Consider the following 26,446-nt stretch of genomic DNA (forward strand, 5'->3'; position numbering starts at 1 on the left):
CCATCTACGTGATTTTGGGCCAGAAAAAACCGCACAACCATTTCAACCGTATCTAATCTTCCTGTCAATCTCAGCCTGTGGTTTTCCGAACAGGTATCCCTGCACGAGATCGCAGCCAAGCGCCTGAAGACGTTCAAGCTGTGCTTCGGTTTCAACACCCTCTGCAATGACCCGCATATTGAGGCTCTTCGCCATGCCGGTAATCAATTTAACGATATTAAGGGCATCATCCTGCGTGGATATCGGATTCACAAAGGATTTATCTATCTTAATTTTATCAAAATTAAGTTCACTCAGTCGTGAGAGCGAGGAATATCCCGTTCCGAAATCATCGATGGAAATTTTGACACCCAGTGCCCGGAGCTTTTTGAGAATAGTGATCGGCATGTTGCTGTCACTGAAGAGCGAAGACTCTGTTACCTCTAACTCGAGTCGGTTGGCCGGTAGCCCCGTCTCTTTCAGGATGGACTGCACCATCGTGGTAAACGATTTCGTGCCTAGCTGAACGGGTGAGACGTTCACCGAGATCCTGGCCGGCACCGCCCAGGACACCGCTTCCCGGCAGGCCATCTCAAGCACCGACTTGCCGATCTCATTGATCATTCCCGTTTTTTCAGCGACGGAAATAAAATAATCTGGCGCGAGTATCCCTTTCACCGGGTGTATCCAGCGAATAAGCGCTTCATAGCCGTAAATTTCATTGCTGAATGAATCGACAATAGGCTGGTAATACACGACGAATTCATTGTGATCGATCGCCAGAGCCATATCATGTTCAAGGGTCCTGCTTTCCTGCAGTCTTTGCAGCATCCACTGCCGGAAGACTTTGATCTGCTGCGAACCTTCTTTTTTCGCCTCGTAGAGCGCCAGATCGGCAAATTTATAAAGATAATCAGAGCGTCGTTCATTATCAGATAAAACAATGCCCACGCAGGTGGCAATTTTTATCAGCTGGTTATTAATCGTATAGGGTTGGCTGATGTGATCGCTGATTTCTTTGGCGCGCGAAACGGCGGCGGTTTCCGTGAGTCCGCTGGAGAGAAGGGCGAATTCATCGCCGCCCAAACGGTAAAACGTATCCGTTGCGCTGCTCATTGAGGTCAGCCGTCGGGATACCTGATTCAGCAGCAAATCTCCCGTATCATGGCCATAGGTATCGTTGACCTCTTTGAAGCGGTCTAAATCAAATAACATCACGGTGACGGGGACGTGGTTTTTATCTGCCTGAAGATTAATTTTGTTGAGACCGTCCCAGAAGAAAAGGCGGTTTTTCATGCCGGTGAGGGAGTCATGATAAACATCATACTCCAGCTTTGAGTTCTGAATTTGCAGTTTTTCTTTTGATATTTGAAGTTCATCAGCCAGGCTTTTAACCTGCATGTGTGCTTTCAGGATGTTTTTATTCTGGTAGATCATTAAGAAGCCAAGAATAAAGCTTAAAATCACCAGAAGCAAAGAAAGTGCGGAATAAATATAATACAGGATTTGTATTTTGTTGTTGGATTCATTAACCGTATTAATATCTTTCGTTAATGCCGTTGCAGACAGCTGGCTGAGCGGTGCGTCGAGCTCATGCATATTTGTCAGGTACGCCTGTAACTCCGGATGGCTCATTTTTTCAAGATGACTATCCAGATAGGCCAGTATTTTTTCTAAGCGTAAAGCGAGCTCCTGATGCGTTTTATCGCTATCAATGTAGCGACCTAAATCGCCCCCCTTCATTAAATCGCCCTGACTGAGCATAATTTCGAGGCGCATGCGGACCTGGTCTATCGTAACGTCATCAGTATCGGTTGCGTATAGACCAAGCCATGATTCAAAACGGTAATACTCTGATACCAGTTGTGCCACGGACCAGGACTCAGTGTATTGAGTCAGTTTTTGCAATTCCTGCTGTCGATCATAAACAAGGTATGCAATATATCCTGTCGTGATAAAAAGAGAAAAAATGATACCAACCAGTATCCTGTTCATTATGTTCTCCTGAACGGCTACTCAATCTTCATTTTGCTTACCTGCCATGCTGATCGTGAGTAATAAATCTGATTATTCAACTCAGGAAGACTGTCATAGGGGTATACAATGAACGATGGGCCTTTATCGCGAATGCGCATATATTCGCCATTCACCTTTAAGGCAAGGATGGCGTTGTATTTTTTAAAGTCGCTGAGAGGGATGACGGTTGAGTAATCATTGAGCGCAATAACATTCACGTTCGTACCTTTTGCACCCACATAATCCATGAGCTTGCTCATGGGGACACCCTCAAACTTCGTACGACCGTTATACCAGGGGGAGGTCGTCTCGAAACTCACTACTCCGAGTTTTTCAAGGCTGGCGAGATCAAACACTGCTTTTCCATTTTCGTTGGTATTTTCTATATTACCGTAAATCGTTAAAATGGGTTTACCAACTGGTTTTGGCAGGTCGCCAGCCCAGGTTACACTTTGTACCAGACAGCATAACAGCAGTAGGGTTAATCGCATTTTGACCTCCACCTTTTTAACAGAAGTATAAGAATTATAATTTAGATATCACACGAGTTGATATATTTTGTTGGGGAGTAGGGGGTTTTATCGTTTTTATTGATGTAAAGTCATTTTAATCAATGAGTTATGTGTTGCGGGTGTCAGGATGTTTGATACGCGAGCGACGCTTAACTTTTTGATAAAAGCTAAAATTGCGGGCATAAATGCTCTTCTGTTTAAAAAATAATCGTTTTAATTGAGAGATATTATCTTCCACGATAATTGTGGGGTGTCCGTGGCTTTTTGGCGCGCGAATTTAGCGGCTAAATACGCGCCCCGGTTGTGTGCGCTGTTTCAGGATGGCGATGATAAGCGAGGACACGAACATTCTGATTGTGCGTGTCCCCTGGCGCTTGCCTTACTTCAGATCATCCCGGATGGCTGACACCGGCTTACCCCCTTTCGCCATGCTGGCAAACACTGCGTCTCGGTAGATCCACGCATGAACGAGTGCGGCAGAGAGATGGACCAGCACCACGGCAAAAAGCAACTTTGCCAGAAGGCTATGGGCGTCGTGACACCAGGCAAAGAGTGCCGGACTGGTCGGGACAATTGCCGGCAGGTTGACACCATCAAACATGACAATTGGCAGGCCCGCTGCCGACAGTTGCGCCCAGCCCAGCAGCGGCATTGCCAGCATTAACCCATACAGCATCCAGTGTGATGCCTTTGCGGCAAGCACCTGCCAGACGGGCAAATCGGCAGGAAGTGGGGGCGTCCGGCTCAGAAGTCGGTTGACCAGACGAACCAGTGCCAGCAGTAAAATGGCGATCCCCAGCGGCCGGTGGAGGTCGATTAGCCAAATCCGGTGATGTAACGACGTCATCATCGCGGCACCGATGAAAAGCATGGTCAGGATCATCACCGCCATCAGCCAGTGCAGGCTTCGCGCCAGGGTATTGAAATGCTGCGGCGCGTGCTCTCGCCTGTCTTTATTTGAGCTCATTTTACCTCCTGCTTTTGCACGGCTTCGGTGGCCTTGCCGTAGCCGATTTCCCGTTCACGGCGGCTGAAAGAGTGGGAGTAGGCCGCGGAGCGGGCGTTTAAAATGGGATCACCAGACACCGCAACGCCTGCAGGAACGACAGAAGGGTCAAAGTTAACATCGCGGCACGCGCCTGTGGATTGTGCTTCGACGCGCGTCACTTCCAGCTTACCGGCCACCATCTTTTTGCGATCGTCCGGCCATGGCTGGGAAGGGTCATCCACCGGATCGCCCGGCTGTGCGAGCTGCAAAACGTAATCCCAGTAGAGTGGCTTCTGCGCCAGGCGCTGACGCAGGTTTTCGAACAGGAAGTTGTCATCGGCTTTCTGCCGTTGCTCATCGCTTATCGACAGGAAAGGCTCGTGCGGACGCATCATCCAGCGAACGGCTTGACGTTCCCCCTGCGCGTTCACAAGGTAAAAGGCGTTAATGCTGTAAAACGTCGCGCCTGCGAAGCTGCCGGGTGCGGGTTTTTGTGCCGCCCATTTAAGGTATTTCTCCGCCTCCGGGTACGCTTTTAAAAAGTCTTTGAGACGCTGCGGATCCGGTTTGCCGGTGGCTGCATCAACAGCAGTGGCTTTTCGCAAGGCCAGAAAACCTTCCGGGCTGTGCGTGGCGAAGAAAGGCTCGTTGTTCATCGCCATCCGCCATTGTTGCTTGTCATCTGTTTTTAGCAGTAGCGCCATGCTCAGGGTTTTGGTCGTACTATCCGGGGCATGCGGATCGCCGGTACCAATAGAGAATCTACCCACTACGGGCACTTCCTGCTGTGAGAAGAGGCGGGAGGTTGAAAGGGAATCCGCCGAGCCGTTTGGCGTAAAGGTGCCGGCAAAGCAGATGCCTTTTCCATGCGCGCGGCGAAAACCCGGTGGGAAGGGTTTCGGTGTTTCACCCACCAGTGCCTGGCTGACCGTGCGTGACCCAAGCCAGCCCGCCGTCCATGCAAAAGCAGATGCCAGCGTACCGGCGACAACGGCGATCGCTGCCAGCGCGCCCCAGGTTTTTTTTGACCTCAAATCCAGTTTCGACATAGACGTTTTTCCAGAACAAAATATCTTCACCTGTCATGCGCTATGTATTGCGCGTGACAGGTGTTAATACAGTGGCGAATATGGCTCGAGTATAGGAACTAAGGGGCGTAAAGAAAGAATATCACGAAAAGTTTAAACCTTTCCGCTGCAAAAAAGACCGGGTTACTCATCGTGGCGGAAGTTGTGACCGAGTCGGTGACCCAGCGAGAAATAGTGGCGAAATAGATAATAGAGGGGGTTCCATTTCTCCACATTAAATTTTACTCCTCTCTGAGTATGAATTAATAATGCCTGAGATATGTGGACGCAGGTTATCGTGGCATCAACGGACACCAGGTTCCCCTGCGAACCGGTCAGGGGCGCTATCCCGCCAACCTTAGCCTCTATTTGTACAGGACACTCTTTAATTCTCAACGAGTTAATCGTCACCGCCTTTTCCTTATGGAAATTCCCGCAGCTAAATTTGTCCTGTTCAAAAACATATCCCCTCTTTTTCTTCCATTCCGGTGGCGATGCTTTTCCCGTTTTATTTGCGATAGCTTCAATATTCTGCCAGAGCCTGCTGTCCGGGATGTTCAGAACAATATCAGGGTTACCTGTGATATTTTCATAACATTTTCCAGCGGTGCCTAGCCCGAACACGATATTCCGGTCAAGGATCCACCACGACGAGACCGGGCTTAGGTTGGTTGAACCGTCATGATTTTGGCTGGAGATAATGGCGACCGGTGTACCAAAATATAAAGAAGCAAAATCGACCTGCTGGGTTTTCATTTTATCATCCTCTGATTAACGAAGGCCCAGTCTACGTTGTGCAAACGTGCGTTACTTCGGTGAAGCGCGAAGTAAAACGCGCCTCACGGAATTTCCAGGAGCGCAATGTTAACCACTTCTTTCTGAGCAGGGGGAAGACATCACGTTCAGCCTTTAAGGAAATAAGAACGTGTGAAATTATGAGCCCATATATGCAGGTCTCCTGGTTTACTTGCCCTTATTTTTGTAAAGCATCGAGACGCAAGCGCCACAAATCATAGCGTTCTTCTCCGGGTTTAACGGCTCCCGCGAAGTGGTCATTGAGGCGACTCGAGGTAAATACCAGGTCTCCGTTCGGACGGATTGCCGGCGTGTCTGGCCAGCGCACCTCTTCGCTTGCCGCAATCAGCGACATGGAATGGGTTTCAGGATCGTATCTGACGATACCATTGCGTGTGACATCGGTAATGTAGAGGTTACCTTTTACATCTGTCACCATTCCGTCGGTGTTGCCCCCCACGCGACCCAGATCGCGGATCTGCCCGGCAATTTGCGCATTGGTTGACGCAGGCTGCCTCAGTATCGCAGTTGGTACCGCATAGGCGTGCGTGCCGGTTGTCACCGTCCAGTACAGCGTGCCCGCATCGGGTGAAAGCGCAATACCATTGATACCAATCAGTAATGGTTTACCAGGCCAGACTTCAACCCCGTGCGAGACGACGTTTACGCCTGGCTCAATCTGCAGCGCAGGATGACGATCGAGCACGCGCCGGGCTGTACCGGTAGCGAAATCGACGATAATTAGTCCCACCTGGTTTTCAGGCGCACTCCGCGAGCCGCTGTCGGAGATATAGGCGACACGGCGGTTCTCATCGACCACCACATCATTAAGAAAGCTGGCCTTGCGGTCCGCTACGTCGTCCAGGGCGATACGTTTGATGGTGCGGCCAGAGCGGAGATCCAGTACGACCAGTTTCTGCGCCCCCGTGGGGGACTCTGTTTCGCCTGCAACAAACCCCATGTCCAGTGCCCATAGCCAGCCGTTTTTACGGTCAATATAAAAACCGAGCACGTTCCGCAGGCTCTGAGCGGGATCGGTGTTCACCGCATTCCCCTCGCGGGAGGGAAACGCCGTCAGGCGGGCAGGGCCAGACTGCGCCGTCGTATCCAGAATGCTTAACGTGGCGGGTGCTGCGGCGGAAACCAGCCGGGGCGTGCTGACAAAGGCCCGGTCCATTGCATCAAAGTGGATACCTGCAATAGGTGCATTGACCGAACCGGAAAACGTCGCAGGAATCTTCCCGTCTTGAGCGGTATCCCAGCTCACACCGGCATAGCTTCGCCAGCGCTCCAGAGGCGGGTGGTTCGCCGCGTTGACAACACTCGGGAAAGCGAACAACGCCGCCATTGCGATGGCGGGCAGAATAAGGGGGCGGTTGAACATTGACAGGCTCCAGTAGCGCGTTCAGGTGATGAATGCTGGCCACTTTACTCATCGCCCAACGGGAGATAAATTAGCCAAATTGAAAAACATTTGTTCCTGAGAGAGCAAAATGAGCCGGAAATTCGATTACCTCGGCGACGTAGAAGTCTTCATTGCTGTGGTTGAGCACGGCTCGTTTACTGCCGCAGCGGTTGCCCTTTCAACCACCCCTTCGGTACTGAGCCGCGCGGTCACCCGTCTGGAAGCGCGTCTTGGACGGCAACTGTTACAGCGCACGACCCGCCGGGTGGGGCTGACTGAAGCCGGACGCGTCTATCTTGAGCAGGCGCGTTCTGCGTTTTCTCTGCTCGATGACGCCGAACGCGTTGGCCGGGGTCAGGAGGGCGATCTGACCGGTCGCGTGAGAATGAGTGTCCCAACCACCTATGCCCACTACCGCCTGCCGCCGCTGCTGGCGCATTATAATCAACGCTACCCACGCGTACAGGTGGAGCTGAACATTACCAATCGCAACGTTGACCTGATCGCAGAGGGGTTCGATCTGGCGATCCGTCTGGGACAGTTGCCTGACAGTGGACTTGTGGCGCGTAAGCTGGAAGACGCGTCATTGCTCCTGGTCGCCTCCCCGGACTACCTGCATCGGAGAGGAAAGCCTCAGACGCTGGAAGAGCTGCAGCGCCATCAGTGCCTGCCGTTTATCATGCCGCGCACCGGGCGTATCGCCCCCTGGGTATTTCATGATGAAGGGCGCGATATTGACTGGATGCCGGGTTCAGCTATCGAAATATCAGACGATGTACTCGGCGTGGTTTCGCTGGCGGAGCAGGGGATGGGGATCTGCCAAAGCTATGAATTTATCGTCCGCGACAGAATACAGGGCGGCCAGTTAGTTGAGGTGCTGCCGCACCTTCGGGGACGATCGCGACCTTTCTCCGTGCTGTTTGCCCCGCACCGACGTCAGTCAGCAGCCACCCGGGCAATGATTGACCTTCTGACCCGACAAGAATGACAAGGACGAGTCCACCATGAAAAAAGCGCGTTTTTCCTTTTGGATCCCTCTCATCGCGGGCGGGATAGCACTGATATCGGCTTTTGTGGTCTGGTCAGTCAACATTTACCGCGTGACATACCTTTCGATCCGCGGGGAGCAGTACCTTGCCTGTGGGGCGTTGCTGCTGGCGCTGGTGCCGATGGTCTCTTTCATCAGAAAGGGGAGACTGAAAGTTAAGCGCCTTGCTGACGCGGTAAAAATCTACCTCGGCTTCTTTATTTGCAGCCTGCCGGTTGCCATGTTCGCGGTCTTTACAACGGCCTGGCTGCTGGAGGGGGACTATTCGGCCTGGAGCAAACCTTACCGGTATGAGTCCAGTACCCGCCACACCTGCTCGGGTGCGGAAGTCTACGAGCCGGAATTAAAGAAAGAGATCCGCATCTGTAACCCGCAGGGTAACGTTTATTCCGATACCACCCTGTATGTGGAAAAGCGGAGCAACGCCCTGGGGATTGTCGTGCTTTGGGCTATCACGCGCGCCTGAATCGGGGAAAGTCAGGGCGAGAGAATCAGCGTCAGCCCGCCTCCAGCATCCCAAAACTCACAATCCGCGCGCGTCCCAGCTCTTTTGCCCGGTATAGCGCCACATCCGCAGCGCGCAGCAGGTTGTCGGTCTGGGCATGTTGTGGGTAGCTGGCAATGCCAATCGACACGTCCACCGGCCCAATCTCGGTCAGCCCGTAGCGAAGCGACAGCTCATGCACGCCGGTGTAAATCTTCTGCGCGCAGGCGTACGCTTCTGCTTCATCGGCACCGGAAAGCAGCACCAGAAACTCCTCGCCGCCGTAGCGGAATGCCAGCCCGTTGTCATGTGCGGCGCGCTGAACAATTGACGCCACGCTTTTGATCACCAGATCGCCCGCTTCATGGCCGAAACGGTCATTAATGCTCTTGAAGTGGTCGATATCAATCATCATGCAGCTTAACGGTACGCCAGTGCGTATCGCCTGTGCCGTTTGGGTTTGCAGGGTATCTTCCAGATGATGACGGTTACGCAGGCCGGTGAGCGGGTCAAACAACGCTTTTTCCAGCAACGCGTCGCGCAGACGCTGGTTGGCCAGCGCCAGCCCGAGCGCCTCGGCCATCAGTTCCAGATACGCGCGGGATGGGGCATTATCCGCCGTGATATTCTGGAAGGAGAGCAGGCCAATGGCCTCACCCTGAGCGATCAGCGGCACGCAAAGCGCGCTTTCCGCCTGGGATGCCGGAAGATGGTAGCAGGCAATATCCGGCTCGCCGTTCACCGGCGGGTGACTCTGCCCGCGACGCACGGCCCAGCACTCGTCCGGGTGGAACGTCGTCTCTTCACCAATCGGCGAAAGCCATTGCGCGACGCAGCGCATCTGCCACGGCTCGCGGTCAAGGACGTAGAGTCGGCCCGCGATCCCCGGCGCGATATTGGGGGCAAACAGCTCCGCCACGTTAATCACATCGTTAAAGTTCTCACAGCCCTGCAGCCGCTGGGTCATGCGCGCCAGCAGCTCGCGGATGGCCCAGTCGGCATCGCGCTCTTTTTCCAGACGCTGCCGCGCCAGGCCGTTTTCACGGAAGATGCTGATGGCCTGAGCCATATCGCCTATCTCATCAATCTGGTTGAAATTGGGCGTTTCAACCGCGTAATCCTGGGATGCCAGGCGGTGCACCACGTCGCTCAGGCGCACCACGGGACGCAGCACGCGGCGCTTTAATATAAAGCCGAGCACAAACAGGAACAGCAGGGCGGTCAGGCCGACCGTCAGCTCAGAGGCGGTACGCAGCGCTTTCGATTTTTTTGTCGCATCTTTTACGGAGCCGATAACGCGCTTGTCGAGTATCTGGCGAAAGTGATCGATCTGATTCTGTGCGCGATCCAGCTCCTGCTCATAGGGCTGACCATAGAGCAAGGCAACGGCCTGGGCGTCTTCACCGCGTTCCAGGCTGGCGAGGGCGGTTTGCTGTTCGTCCTGCAGCTCATCGATGATTTTTATGCCTTCGCGCAGCAGGGAGAGCTCATCATCTGATGCGCCGTTGTCCCGCAGTTTTTCCAGCCGTATCTCAATGTTCTTAAGGTTATTCTCTGACTTATTGTATTCCTTTAACGTCTGCGGATCTTTTTTGATGACATAGAGGCGTGCTAAATCGGACTGTGCCCAGGCGTCTGTCTCAACATCCTCTGGGAGCTGATCAAATCGCTGTCGCTGTTCAACGGCTTGACGCTCTGCCGTGTCAGCATTGGATGCCAACAGCATGATAATGCCGGAGGCGATGGTCAGGCAGACCGTGGCACCATAGGCCCAGTTTGTTATCGTCGCGATTCGCACCAGATGATCCTTTTACGACATGAGTAGGATGGCGTTCTTCAAATTATAGAAAACGTTTGATTTAAGGCGTAAAAAAAAGGCGGCACAGTGCCGCCTGGTGTGGTCTTTATCGTCACGTCCTTACAAATCTGGAGGATTTTTTCCTTCTTCGATGAAATCCGCGTCCAGCTCTTCGGCGTTGCCTTCGTGATCTCGTCCGGAGAAGAGGTTCCAGCAGGCGATAAACAGCGCGGCGATGAGCGGCCCGATCACAAAGCCGTTAATGCCGTACAGCTCCATGCCGCCGAGGGTGGAGATCAGAATCAGGTAGTCCGGCATTTTGGTGTCTTTCCCCACCAGCAGCGGGCGCAGGATGTTGTCCACCAGCCCGACGACGATCACGAAGAAGCCGACAATAAACAGCCCCTGCCAGATCTGGTGCGTGGCGAAGAGGAAGATAGCGGCGGGCACCCAGACAATCGCCGAGCCGATGGCGGGCACGAGGGAAAGGAACGCCATCAGTGCGCCCCAGAGCACGCTGCCGTCGATACCGGCAATGGCAAAAGCAATCCCGCCGAGGATGCCCTGAACCACGGCCACCGCCGCCGTCCCTTTTACCGTAGCGCGCGACACGCCGACGAATTTGGCGAACAGGTGCTGCTTGGCGAAGTCGGACAGGGGCAGGGAGTCGAGGATCTGGCGTACCAGATACGGGCCGTCTTTCAGCAGGAAGAACAGCAGATACAGCATGATGCCGAAGCTAATCGCAAAGCCAAACGTGCCTTTGCCGATCAGGAACGCGCTGCCGGCGAGATACTGTCCGCCCTGCAGGGCGACATCGGAGAGTTTTTTCTGGATCTGCGCCGCGTTGGTCAGGTTGTGATCCGCGAGGAAGCCGCTGGCCCAGTCAGGCAGGTGGTTGAAGATGCTCGCCACCACTTCCGGGAACTGGGTATTGTTCTCCTGCAGTTTGGTGTAAACCACATTCAGCTCAATGGCGAGCGAGGAGAGGATCACCATCAGCGGAATAAAGACGATCAGGCAGATAATACCGATGGTCAACAGCGAGGCCAGCCCGTTGCGCTCCCCCAGCGCGGTGCGCAGCTTGTTTTTTACCGGGTTGAAGATAACGGTCAGAATGGCGGCCCACAGTATCGCGGAGAAGTAGGGCGACAGCACGTCGAAGAAGGCCCAGGTCACAAGGGCGAGAATGAAAATAAAGAAACCTTTAGTCAGTCCGTTAAAGCGCATCAGTCAGTCCTGGTTACTAAGAAACTGTGACGACTATAGAACCGATTGTGAGAATTACCAACCTTGCGCCGGGTGGCGGCTGCGCCTTACCCGTCCTGCGGGCAGTGTTACGGTATGACTTCGCGCTTTACGGATACCACTTTCGACTGACCGAAGATCGCCTTTTCCCGCACCATGCTGTAAGTATCTGCTTGCGGAGGTGCTTATGGCCTGGCGTCCGATTCTCTATGTCATCCTCACAACCCACCCCAGACTCAGTGCGCGGCGCGCCCGTTTGCGTCTGGTCATCTAGCTTTTTATTAACAATCGCGGTATAACACACCTTCTTTGGATGTTTAGATGTCCATACGTATAGAAGGTAATATGCAAACACAACAAGAAAATGGGCAGCTTAAGCGCACCATGAAAACACGCCACCTGATCATGCTCTCGCTGGGTGGCGTGATTGGGACAGGGTTATTCTTCAATACCGGCTACATCATTTCCACGACCGGGGCGGCGGGCACGCTGCTGGCGTACCTGATCGGCGCGCTGGTGGTCTGGCTGGTGATGCAGTGTCTGGGCGAACTCTCCGTGGCGATGCCGGAAACCGGCGCGTTCCACGTCTATGCCGCGCGTTATCTTGGCCCAGCGACGGGCTACACCGTGGCGTGGCTCTACTGGCTCACCTGGACGGTGGCGCTCGGGTCGAGCTTTACCGCCGCCGGGTTCTGCATGCAGTACTGGTTCCCGCAGGTGCCCGTTTGGGCGTGGTGCGTGGTCTTCTGCGTGGTGATTTTTGGCCTGAACGTCATCTCAACGCGCTTTTTTGCGGAAGGTGAATTCTGGTTCTCCCTGGTGAAGGTCATCACCATTATCGCCTTTATTATTCTTGGCGGCGCGGCGGTCTTTGGCTTTATCCCGATGCAGGACGGTTCACCCGCGCCGGGCTTAAGCAACATCACCGCCGAGGGCTGGTTCCCGCACGGCGGCCTGCCGATCCTGATGACCATGGTGGCGGTGAACTTTGCCTTCTCCGGGACCGAGCTTATCGGTATCGCCGCAGGGGAAACGGAAAATCCGCACAAGGTGATTCCGGTCGCGATCCGTACCACCATTGCGCGCCTGATCATCTTCTTTATCGGCACCGTGTTTGTGCTGGCGGCGCTGATCCCGATGCAGCAGGCGGGCGTGGAAAAGAGCCCGTTCGTGCTGGTGTTTGAAAAGGTCGGTATTCCTTACGCGGCGGATATTTTTAACTTCGTGATCCTGACGGCGATCCTCTCGGCGGCGAACTCCGGGCTGTACGCCTCCGGGCGCATGCTGTGGTCGCTCTCTAATGAGAAAACGCTCCCGCGCTGCTTTGCCCGCGTGAACAAAAACGGCGTGCCGCTGACGGCGCTGTCGGTTTCTATGCTCGGGGGCGTTCTGGCGCTGTTCTCAAGCGTCGTGGCGCCTGACACGGTGTTTGTCGCGCTCTCGGCGATTTCTGGCTTTGCGGTGGTGGCCGTCTGGATCAGCATTTGCGCGTCGCACTTCGTTTTCCGTCGTCGCCATCTGCAGTCCGGGCAACCGCTCTCTGCACTGCAGTACCGCGCGCCGTGGTATCCGCTGGTGCCGGTACTCGGTTTTATCCTCTGCGTGGTGGCTTGTGTCGGCCTGTGGTTTGACCCAAGCCAGCGCATTGCCCTTTATTGCGGGATTCCGTTTGTCGCCCTGTGTTATGGTGCCTACTATCTGACCCGAAATATGACATCGCAGGAGCCCGAACATGTCGCAGAATAATCCGCTTACCGCCCTCCTTGAAAAGCAGCCGTTTGTGGTGCTGGATGGCGCGATGGCGACGGAGCTGGAAGCGCGCGGCTGTAACCTGGTAGACAACCTCTGGTCTGCCAAAGTGCTGATGGAAAACCCGGAGCTTATCCGCGAAGTGCATCTTGATTATTACCGCGCAGGTGCGCAGGTGGCGATCACCGCCAGCTATCAGGCCACGCCTGCGGGTTTTGCGGCGCGCGGCCTGGACGAGGCGCAGTCCCGGGCGCTGATTGGCAGAAGCGTGGAGCTGGCGCGTAAGGCACGTGAAGCGTATCTGGCTGAAAATCCACATGCGGGCACGCTGCTGGTGGCGGGATCCGTTGGACCGTATGGTGCCTATCTGGCGGATGGCTCAGAGTATCGCGGCGACTACGTGCGCAGTGCGGAAGCCTTCACCGACTTCCACCGTCCGCGCGTGGAAGCGCTGCTGGATGCGGGCGCTGACCTGCTGGCCTGCGAAACGCTGCCGTCTTTTGCCGAGATTAAGGCGCTGGCGACCCTTCTGGCCGGGTATCCCCGCGCCCGGGCGTGGTTCTCCTTTACCCTGCGTGACAGCGAACACCTGAGCGACGGCACGCCGCTGCGTGACGTAGTCAGCGCGCTGGCCGACTCTCCGCATATCGTCGCGCTGGGCATTAACTGTATCGCGCTGGAAAACACCACGGCGGCACTGAAGCACCTGCAAAGCCTGACGCCGCTGCCGCTGGTGGTCTACCCGAACTCGGGCGAGCATTATGATGCGGTGACCAAAACCTGGCACCACCACGGCGAAGCGTGCGAGACGCTGGCGGGGTATCTGCCCCAGTGGCTGGACGCCGGCGCGAAGCTGATTGGCGGCTGCTGTCGCACTACGCCAAAGGATATTGCTGAGCTTAACGCGAAGCGCTGAGTTTTTTGCCGGGTGGCGGCTGCGCCTTACCCGGCCTACGGATCGCACAATGTGTAGGCCGGGTAAGCGTAGCGCCACCCGGCATAAACAAACGCACAAAACCAACTATCCTTTCCCGCTTTTTATCTAAAAACGAATCGTTATGAGCGATTCATTTTTATTCCTTTATCAAAATTCCCGCGTTGGAAATACTGCCCTCATAACAACAAGGGGAGCAGGTACTATGGCAATTTCATCGCGAATCACACTACTCGGCGCACTGGCGCTGTGGGCATTTCAGGCGCAGGCGGTGGACGTCACCGTCGCGTATCAAACTTCTGCGGAACCGGCGAAAGTCGCGCAGGCGGATAACACCTTTGCCAAAGAGAGCGGCGCAAACGTTGACTGGCGCAAGTTCGACAGCGGCGCGTCCGTGGTGCGTGCGTTAGCCTCCGGCGACGTGCAGATCGGCAATATCGGTTCCAGCCCGCTGGCGGTTGCGGCCAGCCAGCAGGTGCCGATAGAGGTGTTCCTGCTCGCCTCGCAGCTCGGTAACTCTGAAGCGCTGGTGGTGAAGAAAAACATCACCAAGCCGGAAGACCTGATCGGCAAACGCATCGCCGTGCCGTTTATCTCCACCACCCACTACAGCCTGCTGGCAGCGCTGAAACACTGGGGCATCAAGCCGGGGCAGGTACAAATTATCAACCTCCAGCCGCCGGCGATTATTGCGGCCTGGCAGCGCGGCGACATTGACGGGGCCTATGTGTGGGCACCGGCCGTGAATGAACTGGAAAAAGACGGCACCGTGCTGACCGACTCCGAAAAAGTGGGTCAGTGGGGCGCGCCAACGCTCGACGTGTGGGTCGTGCGTAAAGACTTCGCCGAGAAACATCCTGAGGTGGTGAAAGCCTTCGCGAAAAGCGCGATTGACGCCCAGCAGCCGTACATCAGTAACCCGGATGAATGGCTGAAGCAGCCCGCCAACCTGGAAAAACTTTCCCGCCTGAGCGGCGTGCCGGAAGCGGACGTGCCGGGGCTGGTGAAGGGCAATACCTATCTGACCCCCGCGCAGCAGGTGCAGCAACTGACCGGGCCGGTAAACAAAGCGATTGTTGATACCGCCACCTTCCTGAAAGAGCAGGGCAAAGTGCCCGCGGTAGCGACGGATTACAGCCAGTACGTGACCGATCGTTTTGTGAAATAAGGAGTCCGCCATGCTGAATATTACAAATCTGTCTGCTGATTACGGTGGCAAACCCGCGCTGGAGGAGATCAACCTGACGCTGGACAGCGCTGAACTGCTGGTGGTGCTGGGTCCGTCCGGATGCGGAAAAACCACGCTGCTAAATCTGATCGCCGGGTTTGTCCCTTATCAGCATGGCTCCATTCAACTGGAAGGCAAAAAGGTGGAAGGCCCCGGCGCCGAGCGCGGCGTGGTCTTCCAGAATGAAGGCCTGCTCCCGTGGCGCAACGTGCAGGAAAACGTGGCGTTTGGGCTGCAGCTTGCGGGCATCAATCGTGAACAGCGGCTGGAAACGGCGCGGGCGATGCTGAAAAAAGTGGGGCTGGAAGGCGCGGGAAAACGCTATATCTGGCAGCTTTCCGGCGGCCAGCGACAGCGTGTCGGGATTGCCCGCGCGCTGGCAGCGAATCCGCAGCTGTTGCTGTTGGACGAGCCGTTCGGGGCGCTCGACGCCTTCACCCGCGAGCAGATGCAAACCCTGCTGTTGCGCCTCTGGCATGAGACGGGCAAGCAGGTGCTGTTGATTACCCACGATATCGAAGAGGCGGTATTTATGGCCACCGAGCTGGTGCTGCTCTCGCCGGGGCCGGGTCGCGTGCTGGAGCGCTTGCCGCTGGAATTCGCCCGCCGCTACGTCGCGGGGGAACCCGTGCGCAGCATCAAATCCGATCCGCTGTTTATCGAACAGCGTGAGTACGTTTTAAGCCGCGTGTTTGAACAGCGGGAGGCCTTCTCATGAGCATCGTCTTCAGTGAAAAAACGCGCCGCACGCGTCTGGCGCTGCGCTGGCCTTTCTCACGTCACATCACGTTGAGCGTCGGCACGCTGCTGGTACTGCTGGCGGTGTGGTGGGCAGTTGCTGCCCTGCAGTGGGTCAGCCCGCTGTTTCTGCCACCGCCGGGACAGGTGCTGACCAAACTCATTACCATCGCCGGGCCGCAGGGCTTTATGGATGCCACGCTCTGGCAGCACTTAGGTGCCAGCCTGGCGCGCATTCTGGTGGCGCTGCTGGCGGCGGTGATTATCGGCATTCCCGTGGGGATTGCGATGGGGCTGAGCCCGACGGTGCGCGGCATCCTCGACCCGCTGATTGAGCTTTACCGCCCGGTCCCGCCGCTGGCCTATCTGCCGCTGATGGTGATCTGGTTCGGCATCGGTGAAACGTCAAAAATCCTGCTGATCTATCTGGCGATTTTCGCCCCGGTGGCCATGTCGGCGCTGGCGGGCGTGAAGAGCGCCCAGCAGGTGCGGATCCGCGCGGCGCAGTCGCTGGGGGCTAGCCGTACGCAGGTGCTGCTGTTCGTGATTTTACCGGGCGCACTGCCAGAGATTTTAACCGGGCTGCGCATCGGCCTCGGCGTGGGCTGGTCCACGCTGGTGGCGGCGGAGCTGATTGCGGCCACGCGCGGCCTTGGGTTTATGGTGCAGTCGGCGGGAGAGTTCCTGGCGACTGACGTGGTGCTGGCAGGGATCGCGGTGATCGCCGCGATCGCCTTCGGATTAGAACTGGGGCTGCGCGCGTTACAGCGCCGTCTGACGCCCTGGCATGGAGAAATACAATGAGTGAACGTCTGACCATCACCCCGCTGGGGCCGTACATTGGTGCACAGGTGTCGGGCCTGGATGTGACCCGTCCGCTGAGCGATAACCAGTTTGAGCAGCTGTACCACGCGGTGCTGCGCCATCAGGTGGTGTTCCTGCGCGAGCAGGCGATCACCCCGCAGCAGCAGCGCGCGCTGGCCCTGCGCTTTGGCGATCTGCATATCCACCCGGTCTATCCGCATGCGGAAGGGGTGGAGGAGATTATCGTCCTCGACACCCACAATGATAACCCGCCGGATAATGATAACTGGCATACCGATGTGACCTTCATCGACACGCCGCCTGCGGGGGCGATTCTGGCGGCGAAACGGCTGCCGGAGACGGGGGGCGATACGCTGTGGGCCAGCGGGATTGCGGCGTATGAGGCGCTCTCCGCGCCGCTTCGGACGCTGCTGAGCGGGCTGCGGGCGGAGCACGACTTCAAAAAATCGTTCCCGGAGTACAAGTACCGTAAAACGGAAGAGGAACATCAGCGCTGGCAGGAGGCTGTGGCGAAACATCCTCCGCTGCTGCACCCGGTGGTGCGGACCCATCCGGTGACGGGCAAACAGGCGCTGTTTGTGAACGAAGGGTTCACCACGCGCATCGTGGACGTGACGGAAAAAGAGAGTGAGGCGCTGTTAGGTTTCCTGTTTGCGCATATCACCAAACCGGAGTTCCAGGTGCGCTGGCGCTGGCAGGAGAACGATCTGGCGATCTGGGATAACCGCGTGACGCAGCATTATGCCAATGCGGACTATCTGCCGCAGCGCCGGATTATGCAGCGGGCGACGATTTTGGGCGATAAGCCGTTTTACCGTCCTTAACCCGTCGCTCCCGTAGGCCGGGTAAGCGCAGCGCCACCCGGCGAAAACGGTGCACAATTGCCGGGTGGCGGCTACGCCTTACCCGGCCTACAGAATACCGCACATTTAAAGGTGCGCCTCAATATACCGCTGATAGCGGTTCGCCTTCAGGTAACACAAATCCACCAGCACCAGCCCGTCGACGCAGTTGTTGAACGCCGGGTCGCTGCCAAAATCAATAAACTGCACGCCGCCGGGCTCGCACAGCTCGGAATATTGCTTGTAGAGCGGCGGAATGCCGCAGCCAAGATTGCCGAGCAGGGATTTCAGCTTCGTCAGATCGTCCACGTAATCCACGCCGCGAAACTGCGCCAGCACGTCCGGCAGGGACGCGGGATACGGCTGGCGCGAGGCGGCGAGCGGATGCGTCGCCGGGAACCACAGGCGGTAAAAGGCGACCAGCAGATCCCGCGCGGCAGGCGGTAAGCCACCGGAAATCGAGACCGGGCCAAACAGGTAGCGGTAGTGCGGATAACGCGCCAGATAAGCCCCAATGCCGGACCATAAATAGTCCAGGCCGCGGCGCCCCCAGTAGCGCGGCTGAATAAAGCTGCGCCCCAGCTCAATGCCGTGTTCCAGCACGTCCTGCATTTTGTCGTCGTAGTGAAACAGGCTATAGCTGTACAACCCCTCAACGCCGCGCTTTTCGATCTGCATGGCCGTCGGCATAAAGCGATACGCCCCGACGATCTCCAGATCCTCCTCATCCCACAGGATCAGGTGCAGATAATCATCGTCGTAGCTGTCGGTGTCCCGACGTTTGCCGCTCCCTTCCTCCACCGCGCGAAAGGCAATCTCGCGCAGGCGGCCCAGCTCGCGCAGCAGCGGGGCGTCTTCCTGACCGTTTCGCTGCCAAAGATAGATGGTTTTACCGTCGCTGGTTTTGCCCAGACATTCGGCCTGCGCCAGCGCGCGTTTCAGGGTGGCCCGGTCTTCCGGACGGGCAATGGCGCACTGGGTTTTAAAGACGCCGGGCACTCCCTTGCCAAGACGCATCACGTGTTGACGGCACTGCTCGGCCATCTCACGCGACGAAAGGTTAGCGCTGTGCCAGTGATGCCACGCAATCTGCTGGCCGATTTTGATCGGCAGCTGGCTGTGGCGGCGGCGGAACATCTGCTGCATCAGCAGCAGCATCGACAGCGTCGGGGAGACCAGCGTGCTGGCATAAAAGAGCAGGCTGTTATGCGCCTGAATATGCACCGGCAGCAGCGGGGCGCGCAGCTTGCCGGCAAGTTTGATAAAGCCGGAGTGCCATTTTTTATCGCGAATGCCTTTGCGCGTGGGGCGGGACACTTCGCCTGCCGGGAAGAAGATCAGCACGCCCGCGTTTTGCAGATGCTGTTCCATCTGCACCAGGGACGTTTTCGCCGTCCTGCCGCCCATATTGTCCACCGGAATAAACAGCGAGCTGAGGGGCTCAAGGTGGGTTAGCATCCGGTTGGTCACGACTTTAACATCGCGCCGCACGCGGGAGACGGCATACAGCAGCGCCAGTCCGTCCAGCGTACCCGTCGGGTGGTTGGCAATGATGACCAGCGGGCCATGTTCGGGGATTTGTTCGAGATCGCGGGCGGAAACGGTGCAGAGAATATCCAGGTGTTCCAGAACCTGCTCCACCATATCCAGGCCTTTCAGATGGCGGTGGGCTGCGGCAAATTGCTGAAATTCGTCTTCGTAGAACAGTCTTTTTAACAGACTTTTTTGCCAGGGTGCGGGCCTCGCCTGAGGCCAAAGATCGTCGAGAACGCTATCGAGGCTAAACATGGTCACTCCTCCTGCCGTCTTGCGAAGACAGTAGAAGGGGCAGATGTCGGTTGTATTGCAGTTGGGTGAAGATTTGAGCAGAGCGTAGGCCGGGTAAGGCGAAGCCGCCACCCGGCGCTAAAGCGGATTAACGCAGAATTTTCTTCTCGGCCAGATCCAGCGCGAAGTAGCTGAAGATCAGATCCGCGCCCGCGCGTTTGATCGCCCCCAGGCTTTCCAGGATCACTTTTTCTTCATCAATGGCACCCGCCAGGGCGGCGAATTTGATCATCGCGTACTCACCGCTCACCTGATAAGCGCCCAGCGGCAACTCGGTGCGCTCGCGGATGTCGCGCAGGATATCCAGGTACGCGCCAGCCGGTTTTACCATCAGGCAGTCTGCGCCCTGGGCTTCATCGAGCAGGGATTCACGAATCGCTTCGCGGCGGTTCAGCGGGTTCATCTGATAGGTTTTGCGATCGCCTTTCAGCGCCGTACCGGCTGCTTCACGGAACGGGCCGTAGAAGGAGGAGGCAAATTTGGTGGAGTAGGACATGATGGCGGTGTCGGTGAAACCGGCCGCGTCCAGGGCCTGACGAATCGCCTGAACCTGTCCGTCCATCGCGGCAGAAGGTGCGATGAAATCTGCGCCTGCCGCGGCCGCGACAACAGCCTGCTTGCCGAGGTTAAGCAGGGTAGCATCGTTATCCACGCCGTGATCGCACAGTACGCCGCAGTGGCCGTGCGAGGTGTATTCACAGAAGCAGGTGTCGGACATCACCACCATTTCCGGCACGGTTTCTTTGCAGATGCGTGACATGCGGGCGACGAGGCCATCTTCTTTCCACGCGTCGCTGCCGGTCGCGTCAGTATGGTGGGAGATGCCGAAGGTCATCACCGAGCGGATCCCCGCGTTAGCGATACGTTCGATCTCACGCGCCAGATATTTCTCCGGAATGCGCATGACGCCCGGCATGGCTTCGATGGCCTTGTAGTCATCGATCTCTTCTTCAACAAAAATCGGCAACACCAGATCGTTTAAGCTCAGGGTTGTCTCTTCAAACATAGCGCGCAGTGCAGGTGACTTGCGCAGGCGGCGTGGGCGTGCAATTAAATCGGTCATGGTATGCCTGATGTTTGTGGAACAAAGAGGGCTAGTGTACATCAAAGTGAAGACGGGTGTTTTACTAAAGTGGGCATTTTGCTTTTGTGAAATGCGGCAGGTGAGTTTGCCTGTCATAAATAATATATAATGCAGGTTAGTATAACGCTGAGAGGAGAATGAAATATTCGTGTTATTTCTATATGGAAATGAATGCATAATTAAAAATGATTTATTATTTTTCGGTGTGTTTTTCCGATTGGTTTAGCCGTGTATTAACATTCTGTTTTTATAATATTTATTTTATGACGCCTTATGGTTTGTGGTCTGAATGTGTTTTTTGTCTGAATACGGACTTAATGGAAACATTCATTGAACCTTTTCGAAATGAAACTGCATAATTCCCTCCGCAATTAAATATTGCAAATTCATTGATGGACAAACTTGCTTACGTCCCTGAGGAGGGATGACCCAATGCAAACATGGAAAAAGAAACTCGTTGTATCTCAACTTGCATTAGCCTGCACCCTGGCTATCGCTTCTCAGGCCAATGCGAAGGATATTTCCGGTACGACATATAATACCTTCGGATACGATAATACAGCGTCCACCCCCTGGTATTATGGTTATGCCGACTGGGATTACTCGGATGCCATCCATGATGGTGATATTTATCCCGTGATTAATAAAGCCACCGTGAATGGTGTTATTTCAACGTACTACCTGGATGATGGCATCAATGGCCGGGCGAATGCGTTGAGTATTTCCAATAGCACCATTAACGGCATGATTACTTCTGAGTGTATGACCACCACGTGTGCTGATGGCGTGGATGCTGATGGCACCCATCATACGCAATACGATCGTTTTAGCCTGACCGTTGATAATTCCACCCTTAACGATACGTACGAGCATTATGCGTATGATGTCGTGAATGGGGAAAATACGGAAAGACACTATCTGGATACGTACGATCTGGGTAATGCGATTACCCTGGATGTGGAATCGGATATTGTTATCCAGAATAATTCTCACGTCGCGGGGATTACCCTGACGCAGGGGTACCAGGAGCTGGATAATACGCCATACGACGGCGTTGAAGGCGTAGCCAACAGCAGCAACGTCTTTACCGACACGCTACTGGTGAAAGATTCGGTACTGACTTCCGGTGCGTACAGCGATTTAGGTACCAGCGGATTCTACGGTCAAACCGCGAAGCCGAGCGACTATGGTGAAACCAGCGCGACAGCGGCAGACGATGCGGCGCTGATTGTGGCCGCCAGCGCGTCTGATAACGCGATGCAAACCACCGCCACGTTCGATCATTCCACCGTTACTGGCGATATTCTGTTCTCCAGCACCTTCGACAACAACTTCTACCCGAACGGCGATCCGGCAACCGATACCACCGAAGACGGCATCTATAACCCAACCACCAACGGCTGGGATGGCACCGATAAGCTGGATGTGACGCTTACCAACGGCAGCAAATGGGTCGGCGCAGCACAGTCCAGCGTCGAGGCTATCGGCACGGCGCAGATGTATGGCCAGGGCTACAGCAACGTAGACTGGAACGCTCTGTCCCCTAACAGCATTTGGCCGGACTCCACCTATGACGACAACGGACATGTTGCGGGCGAAGCGGTGTATCAGAGCGGTCTGTTTAACATCGCGCTGGACAACGGTTCCGAGTGGGATACCCGTAAGGTGTCTAACATCGACACCCTGACGGTCAACAACCAGTCTCAGGTCAACGTTGAAAACTCAGGCCTGCTGGCGGATGCCATCACTCTGACCAATGCGTCCTCATTGAATATCGGCGACAGCGGCGGCGTGGCTACCGACCATCTGTATCTGGACAGCGATAGCCGTGCGGCGCTGACGGAAGAAACGGCCGAGCTCTATGCCAACACCATCACCGTGGATAACGGTGCAGAGCTGGCGCTGGGGCTGGGTCAGGTTGATACGCACAATATGGTACTGACCGATGGCGGCGTGCTGAACGTTGCCAGCCGTGATTACGTGCTGAACAGCGATCTGAACAACGCACGCTATATCACTAACGATAAGCGCAGCGCTGATTATGACTACGGCGTAGTGGCCATTAACTCTGACGGCCATCTGGCGGTCAACGGTGACGTCGCCGGTAACTATCAGGTCCGTATCGATGACGCGACCGGAGTTGGTTCCGTTGCTGATTACAAAAACAAAGAGATCGTCCGCATCTATGACAATAATGCGGATACTGCAGCCAGCTTTACTGCTGCAAACAGAGCCGATTTAGGGGCCTATACCTACCAGGCGCAGCAGCAGGGTGACACCGTTGTCCTCCAGCAGAAAGCGCTGACCGACTACGCCAATATGGCGCTGAGCATTCCTTCTGCCAATACCAATATCTGGAATCTGCAACAGGATACCGTAGGTGCGCGTCTGACCAACAGCCGTCACGGCCTGGCGGATAATGGCGGAGCGTGGGTGAGCTACTTCGGCGGCAATTTCGACGGTGACAATGGCGTTATCAGCTACGATCAGGACGTGAGCGGTATTATGGTGGGTCTGGATACCCAGATTGACGGTAATAACGCGAAGTGGATCGTCGGTGGGGCGGCAGGTTTCGCGAAGGGAGATATCAGCGATCGTACCGGCCAGGTCGATCAGGATAGCCAGACGGCGATGATCTACGCGTCAGCGAAGTTTGCGAACGATCTGTTCCTCGACAGCTCCCTGAGCTACACCCGCTTCAACAGCGATCTTTCCGCTAACATGAGCAACGGCCAGTATGTTGACGGCAATACCACCAGCGACGCTGTTGGTTTTGGGCTGAAGCTGGGCTATGACTGGAAACCAAACCTCTCTGGCTACGTTACCCCATACGCAGCCGTATCGGGTCTGTTCCAGTCTGGTGATGACTATCGTCTGAGCAATGACATGCGCGTTGATGGACAATCTTACGATAGCCTGCGTTATGAACTTGGTGTTGATACGGGTTATACCTTCAACTACGGCGGCGATCAGGCTCTGACGCCTTACTTCAAACTGGCCTGGGTTTATGACGACGCCGATAACAATGCCGATATTAACGGTGACAGCATTGATAACGGCGTGAAAGGATCCGCTGTTCGTGTTGGGCTGGGCACCCAGTTCAGCTTCACGAAGAACTTCAGCGCTTACACGGATGCCACTTATCTGGGCGGCGGTGACGTTGACCAGAACTGGGGCGCAAACCTGGGTGTGAAATATACCTGGTAATGAATAAAAGCGGGGGAGGGGTTATCTTCCCCCGCTTTTTACAGAAGCAATAAAAATAATATTGAACCGACAAATACGGATGACTTGAGGTCTGCATGAACGTTAATGCGAAACCACTTTCTGAATTACGCCGGCTCGAACAGGGGTTAATAGCAGCCAGTACCCCTTTTACATGTGCTCCTCAACAATTAATTACGTCAGGCGAATCAATTGAGCCTCGCACGATCGTATTACAAACCGGTATTATTGAGGTCTATCGCCCTTCCGATGAGCTGCTGGTGGGGATTGCGACGGCACCTTTTATTTTCGGGCTGTCTACGGTGGTCATTAATCACTCTCAGGAATACAGAGTGATGGCTAAAACGGCCTGCACCGGTTTTTATTTATCCACGGAAACTACCCGTCAACAGATCCAGCAGTATTCCCTGTGGAAAGAGGCCTTCTGCTGGTTATCCTGGATAAATTACATTCTTGAAAAACGCGATATGCAGCTGGTGGGCAATAACTCCTATCACCAGATCCGCGCGATGCTGTTAAATATGGCCGAGTGGGATGAAACGCTGCGTTCAAAAATCGGTGTGATGAATCATATTCAGCAAAGCACACGCATTTCACGTTCTGTTGTTGCCGAAGTTCTGGCCGCCCTGCGACAGGGAAACTATATCAATATGAGCCGGGGCAAGCTGGTCAGCATCAACCGCTTGCCCACGGAATATTAATATCAGTTGGACGCGGTAAGCACCTGGGCTTTATTGGCGCTCAGTTCTGCCACCAGGTTATTAATACCGTCACTCATATTGACGAAACGCGTATGCGGAGAGCGGGTCACCACCACAAACGCGCCCACGTTTGACTGCGGGATCATCGCCATATAGGTGATGAACCCGCCGCCGCCGCCGGTTTTCTGAATAATACCCGGACGGCCATTTTTCGGTGCCATATAGACCCAGCCCATGCCGAGCGCATCGGCTTTACCCGGTACGTCCATCCCGATGACCCGATGCAGCTGAGTACGCTGATAAATCAGGGTCTGCATACGATCGGCCTGGCTGCTGCGCGAGTAGAAATCCGAGGAAAGGAACTGCTGCATCCAGCGCATCATGTCGCCCGGCGTGGAGTAAACGCCGCCGCTGCCCACGGCCGCCAGCGTGTTATTACAGGGGCTGGCACCTTTCTCCGCCACCATCAGGCGACGGCACTGGTCCGGGGACGGGGTAAACGTGGTGTCTTTCATGCCGAGCGGACGGGTGATCTGCTCTTCAAACAGCTGCGTGTAGGGTTTGCCAGCCGCCGTTGAGAGGGCATCCGCCAGCAGGTCGAACGCCAGGTTTGAATAAGAGGCCTGCGAGCCCGGTGCTGCTTTCAGCGTGGCGGTACTCAGATAGCTCCAGCGCTGGTCGCGCGTTGGCCAGACAAACACGTCACGATGCGCCGCTCCGCCTGGCTGCTCACGCGGCAGGGCGCTGGTGTGGGTAGCAAGGTTCACAAGCCGGATCGGGGTCCCCTGATACGTGGGTACGCGGGCACCTGGCGGCGCGTATTTGCTGAGCGGATCGTCGAGCTTCACCACGCCCTGGTCGAGCAGTTTCACCAGCATTTCGCTGGTCATGAGCTTAGTTAAGGATGCGATGCGGATGACGGAATCCAGCTGCGGGTGAATGTTATTTCCCGGGCGCGTTTCGCCAAAGCTGCGGAATACACGCTGGTTTCCGTCGATGACGACCATCGCCATTCCGGTCGCGCCGCTGCCGTAATAGATAAGGTTCGCGTAGCGATCGGCAATATCTGAAGCTAAAACGGGAGCCGTCAGCGGTTGGGCTGCCTGGGCGGTAGAGAAGCTCACCGCACACAGCGCGGCAAAAGAGAGCAGACAACGTTTCAACGAAAAGCATCCATGAAGTGAATGAGGAAAGTAATGGGTATTTATACTACTAATCGGTACCGTGCAATGCCCCGAATTGCATAACGATAGCGAGAAAAACGTAACCATGGGTAAATATGAACAATTTACTTGCGGGCCATCTCCCATTTTGTGACATCGGGCTTATGATAGGCACCAGTGTCACTCAATTTTACGGAGAACGGTATGTCTGAGAAGCGTGTGGTTATGGTTGTCGATATGCAGAACGGGGTGTTTGAAACCCCGCGTCATCAGCGCGAAAAGTGTGTCTCTCTGATCAACCAGCTTACGCAGGCAGCCGACACGGTGATTTTTATACAGCACACCGAGGCCGGGGGGCTGGAAGAGGGGAGTGCAGGGTTTGCGCTACTGCCTGAACTCCATCAGCCTGCTGAGGCGCTTTACGTGACCAAAACGGCCTGTGATGCCTTCTACAACACCGGGCTTGAGACGCTGCTGCGGGAGCAGGGCATTCGCGAGTTTGTCATCTGCGGCTGCGCCACCGATTACTGCGTCGATGCGACGATCAAGAACGGCGTTAGCCGGGGTTATCACATCACCGTGGCGGAAGATGCCCATACCACATCCAACCGCCCGGCTGCTGACGCACAGATTCTGATTAACCATCACAACGACGTCTGGCGTAACTTCATTGCGCCGGCGAATCCTCTCGCAGTGAAACGCACCGAAACAATTCTTGAAAACTGGAAAGCGAACTAATAATTAACGATCGGGTCTGACCTTTTTGCCGGAGCCGGGAGGCTGGCTCGGG

At 55.6% G+C, this 26,446-nt stretch carries 22 protein-coding genes; 11 read left to right on the plus strand and 11 right to left on the minus strand.

The annotated features are described in order from the left end of the window. Nucleotides 1–42: 42 nt before the first annotated feature. The 6 genes from F3J31_RS17445 to F3J31_RS17470 all read right to left on the minus strand — a co-directional run bounded on the left by F3J31_RS17445 (nucleotide 43) and on the right by F3J31_RS17470 (nucleotide 6,741). A complete protein-coding gene (locus F3J31_RS17445) occupies nucleotides 43–1,974 on the minus strand; it encodes a GGDEF domain-containing phosphodiesterase (protein ID WP_167214399.1) in 1,932 nt (643 codons plus the stop codon). 17 nt (nucleotides 1,975–1,991) lie between these two features. Next, nucleotides 1,992–2,486: a molybdopterin-dependent oxidoreductase gene (locus F3J31_RS17450; protein WP_024909477.1), complete on the minus strand. Its 495-nt coding sequence runs from the start codon at nucleotides 2,484–2,486 to the stop codon at nucleotides 1,992–1,994. A 400-nt stretch (nucleotides 2,487–2,886) separates the two neighbouring features. After that, nucleotides 2,887–3,474, minus strand: a complete 588-nt coding sequence (locus tag F3J31_RS17455; RefSeq protein WP_167214402.1) for a cytochrome b — start codon at nucleotides 3,472–3,474, stop codon at nucleotides 2,887–2,889. Then, nucleotides 3,471–4,544 (minus strand): catalase family peroxidase, encoded by a 1,074-nt coding sequence (locus tag F3J31_RS17460; RefSeq protein WP_167214404.1) that lies wholly within the window; start codon nucleotides 4,542–4,544, stop codon nucleotides 3,471–3,473. The genes F3J31_RS17455 and F3J31_RS17460 overlap by 4 nt, the downstream gene beginning before the upstream one ends. 162 nt (nucleotides 4,545–4,706) lie before the next feature. Then, nucleotides 4,707–5,318: a flavin reductase gene (locus F3J31_RS17465; RefSeq protein WP_167214407.1), complete on the minus strand. Its 612-nt coding sequence runs from the start codon at nucleotides 5,316–5,318 to the stop codon at nucleotides 4,707–4,709. Nucleotides 5,319–5,535: 217 nt separating this feature from the next. Continuing rightward, nucleotides 5,536–6,741, minus strand: a complete 1,206-nt coding sequence (locus tag F3J31_RS17470) for an L-dopachrome tautomerase-related protein (protein WP_167214410.1) — start codon at nucleotides 6,739–6,741, stop codon at nucleotides 5,536–5,538. 109 nt (nucleotides 6,742–6,850) lie between these two features. Here F3J31_RS17470 and F3J31_RS17475 point away from each other — a divergent pair, with 109 nt between their 5' ends. Together F3J31_RS17475 and F3J31_RS17480 are read left to right on the plus strand one after the other, a co-directional pair. Then, nucleotides 6,851–7,750 carry a LysR family transcriptional regulator gene (locus tag F3J31_RS17475; protein WP_045909824.1) on the plus strand — a complete coding sequence of 300 codons (900 nt, stop codon included), beginning with the start codon at nucleotides 6,851–6,853 and terminating at the stop codon, nucleotides 7,748–7,750. Between the two features lie 16 nt (nucleotides 7,751–7,766). Further along, nucleotides 7,767–8,276 carry a hypothetical protein gene (locus F3J31_RS17480; protein WP_167214413.1) on the plus strand — a complete coding sequence of 170 codons (510 nt, stop codon included), beginning with the start codon at nucleotides 7,767–7,769 and terminating at the stop codon, nucleotides 8,274–8,276. 31 nt (nucleotides 8,277–8,307) lie between these two features. Here F3J31_RS17480 and F3J31_RS17485 read toward each other — a convergent pair whose 3' ends face one another. Together F3J31_RS17485 and F3J31_RS17490 are read right to left on the minus strand one after the other, a co-directional pair. After that, nucleotides 8,308–10,092, minus strand: a complete 1,785-nt coding sequence (locus F3J31_RS17485) for a diguanylate cyclase (RefSeq protein ID WP_167214416.1) — start codon at nucleotides 10,090–10,092, stop codon at nucleotides 8,308–8,310. A 120-nt stretch (nucleotides 10,093–10,212) separates the two neighbouring features. Continuing rightward, the gene (locus tag F3J31_RS17490; protein ID WP_167214419.1) at nucleotides 10,213–11,322 is read right to left on the minus strand and encodes an AI-2E family transporter; all 1,110 of its coding nucleotides are present in this window, start codon (nucleotides 11,320–11,322) and stop codon (nucleotides 10,213–10,215) included. 363 nt (nucleotides 11,323–11,685) lie between these two features. Between F3J31_RS17490 and mmuP the strand changes: the two genes are divergently transcribed. From mmuP to tauD, 6 genes are all read left to right on the plus strand, one after another. Further along, nucleotides 11,686–13,086 carry an S-methylmethionine permease gene (gene mmuP, locus F3J31_RS17495; protein WP_008503244.1) on the plus strand — a complete coding sequence of 467 codons (1,401 nt, stop codon included), beginning with the start codon at nucleotides 11,686–11,688 and terminating at the stop codon, nucleotides 13,084–13,086. Then, nucleotides 13,073–14,005 (plus strand): homocysteine S-methyltransferase, encoded by a 933-nt coding sequence (gene mmuM / locus F3J31_RS17500; RefSeq protein ID WP_167214422.1) that lies wholly within the window; start codon nucleotides 13,073–13,075, stop codon nucleotides 14,003–14,005. The genes mmuP and mmuM overlap by 14 nt, the downstream gene beginning before the upstream one ends. Before the next feature lie 223 nt (nucleotides 14,006–14,228). Continuing rightward, the gene (gene tauA / locus F3J31_RS17505) at nucleotides 14,229–15,191 is read left to right on the plus strand and encodes a taurine ABC transporter substrate-binding protein (protein ID WP_167214425.1); all 963 of its coding nucleotides are present in this window, start codon (nucleotides 14,229–14,231) and stop codon (nucleotides 15,189–15,191) included. 10 nt (nucleotides 15,192–15,201) lie between these two features. Further along, a complete protein-coding gene (gene tauB / locus F3J31_RS17510; RefSeq protein ID WP_167214428.1) occupies nucleotides 15,202–15,969 on the plus strand; it encodes a taurine ABC transporter ATP-binding subunit in 768 nt (255 codons plus the stop codon). Continuing rightward, entirely contained in the window at nucleotides 15,966–16,793 is an 828-nt protein-coding gene (gene tauC / locus F3J31_RS17515; RefSeq protein WP_021241690.1) for a taurine ABC transporter permease TauC, read from the plus strand. Before tauB ends, tauC begins: the two co-directional genes overlap by 4 nt. Beyond that, nucleotides 16,790–17,638, plus strand: coding sequence for a taurine dioxygenase (gene tauD / locus F3J31_RS17520; RefSeq protein WP_045909818.1), 849 nt, complete (start codon nucleotides 16,790–16,792; stop codon nucleotides 17,636–17,638). Before tauC ends, tauD begins: the two co-directional genes overlap by 4 nt. Nucleotides 17,639–17,743: 105 nt before the next feature. On the opposite strand, the gene F3J31_RS17525 is transcribed toward tauD, so the two are convergent. Further along, on the minus strand, nucleotides 17,744–19,444 hold the full coding sequence (locus tag F3J31_RS17525) for a lysophospholipid acyltransferase family protein (RefSeq protein WP_167214431.1): 1,701 nt from the start codon (nucleotides 19,442–19,444) through the stop codon (nucleotides 17,744–17,746). Between the two features lie 127 nt (nucleotides 19,445–19,571). Further along, the gene (gene hemB, locus F3J31_RS17530) at nucleotides 19,572–20,546 is read right to left on the minus strand and encodes a porphobilinogen synthase (protein ID WP_045909816.1); all 975 of its coding nucleotides are present in this window, start codon (nucleotides 20,544–20,546) and stop codon (nucleotides 19,572–19,574) included. 453 nt (nucleotides 20,547–20,999) lie between these two features. Here hemB and F3J31_RS17535 point away from each other — a divergent pair, with 453 nt between their 5' ends. Continuing rightward, complete coding sequence (locus F3J31_RS17535; RefSeq protein WP_167214434.1) at nucleotides 21,000–23,774, plus strand: autotransporter outer membrane beta-barrel domain-containing protein; 2,775 nt, start codon at nucleotides 21,000–21,002, stop codon at nucleotides 23,772–23,774. 95 nt (nucleotides 23,775–23,869) lie between these two features. Next, nucleotides 23,870–24,493: a helix-turn-helix domain-containing protein gene (locus F3J31_RS17540; protein WP_167214436.1), complete on the plus strand. Its 624-nt coding sequence runs from the start codon at nucleotides 23,870–23,872 to the stop codon at nucleotides 24,491–24,493. A 2-nt stretch (nucleotides 24,494–24,495) separates the two neighbouring features. Here the strand turns inward: F3J31_RS17540 and ampH are convergent, their stop codons facing one another. After that, a complete protein-coding gene (gene ampH / locus F3J31_RS17545) occupies nucleotides 24,496–25,656 on the minus strand; it encodes a D-alanyl-D-alanine-carboxypeptidase/endopeptidase AmpH (RefSeq protein WP_032638396.1) in 1,161 nt (386 codons plus the stop codon). A 204-nt stretch (nucleotides 25,657–25,860) separates the two neighbouring features. On the opposite strand from ampH, the gene F3J31_RS17550 reads away from it, so the two are divergent. Further along, nucleotides 25,861–26,394 carry an isochorismatase family protein gene (locus F3J31_RS17550; protein WP_167214439.1) on the plus strand — a complete coding sequence of 178 codons (534 nt, stop codon included), beginning with the start codon at nucleotides 25,861–25,863 and terminating at the stop codon, nucleotides 26,392–26,394. The last annotated feature ends 52 nt before the right edge of the window (nucleotides 26,395–26,446 follow it).

The organism is Enterobacter sp. Acro-832 (assembly GCF_011752745.1).
GTDB lineage: Bacteria > Pseudomonadota > Gammaproteobacteria > Enterobacterales > Enterobacteriaceae > Enterobacter > Enterobacter quasiroggenkampii.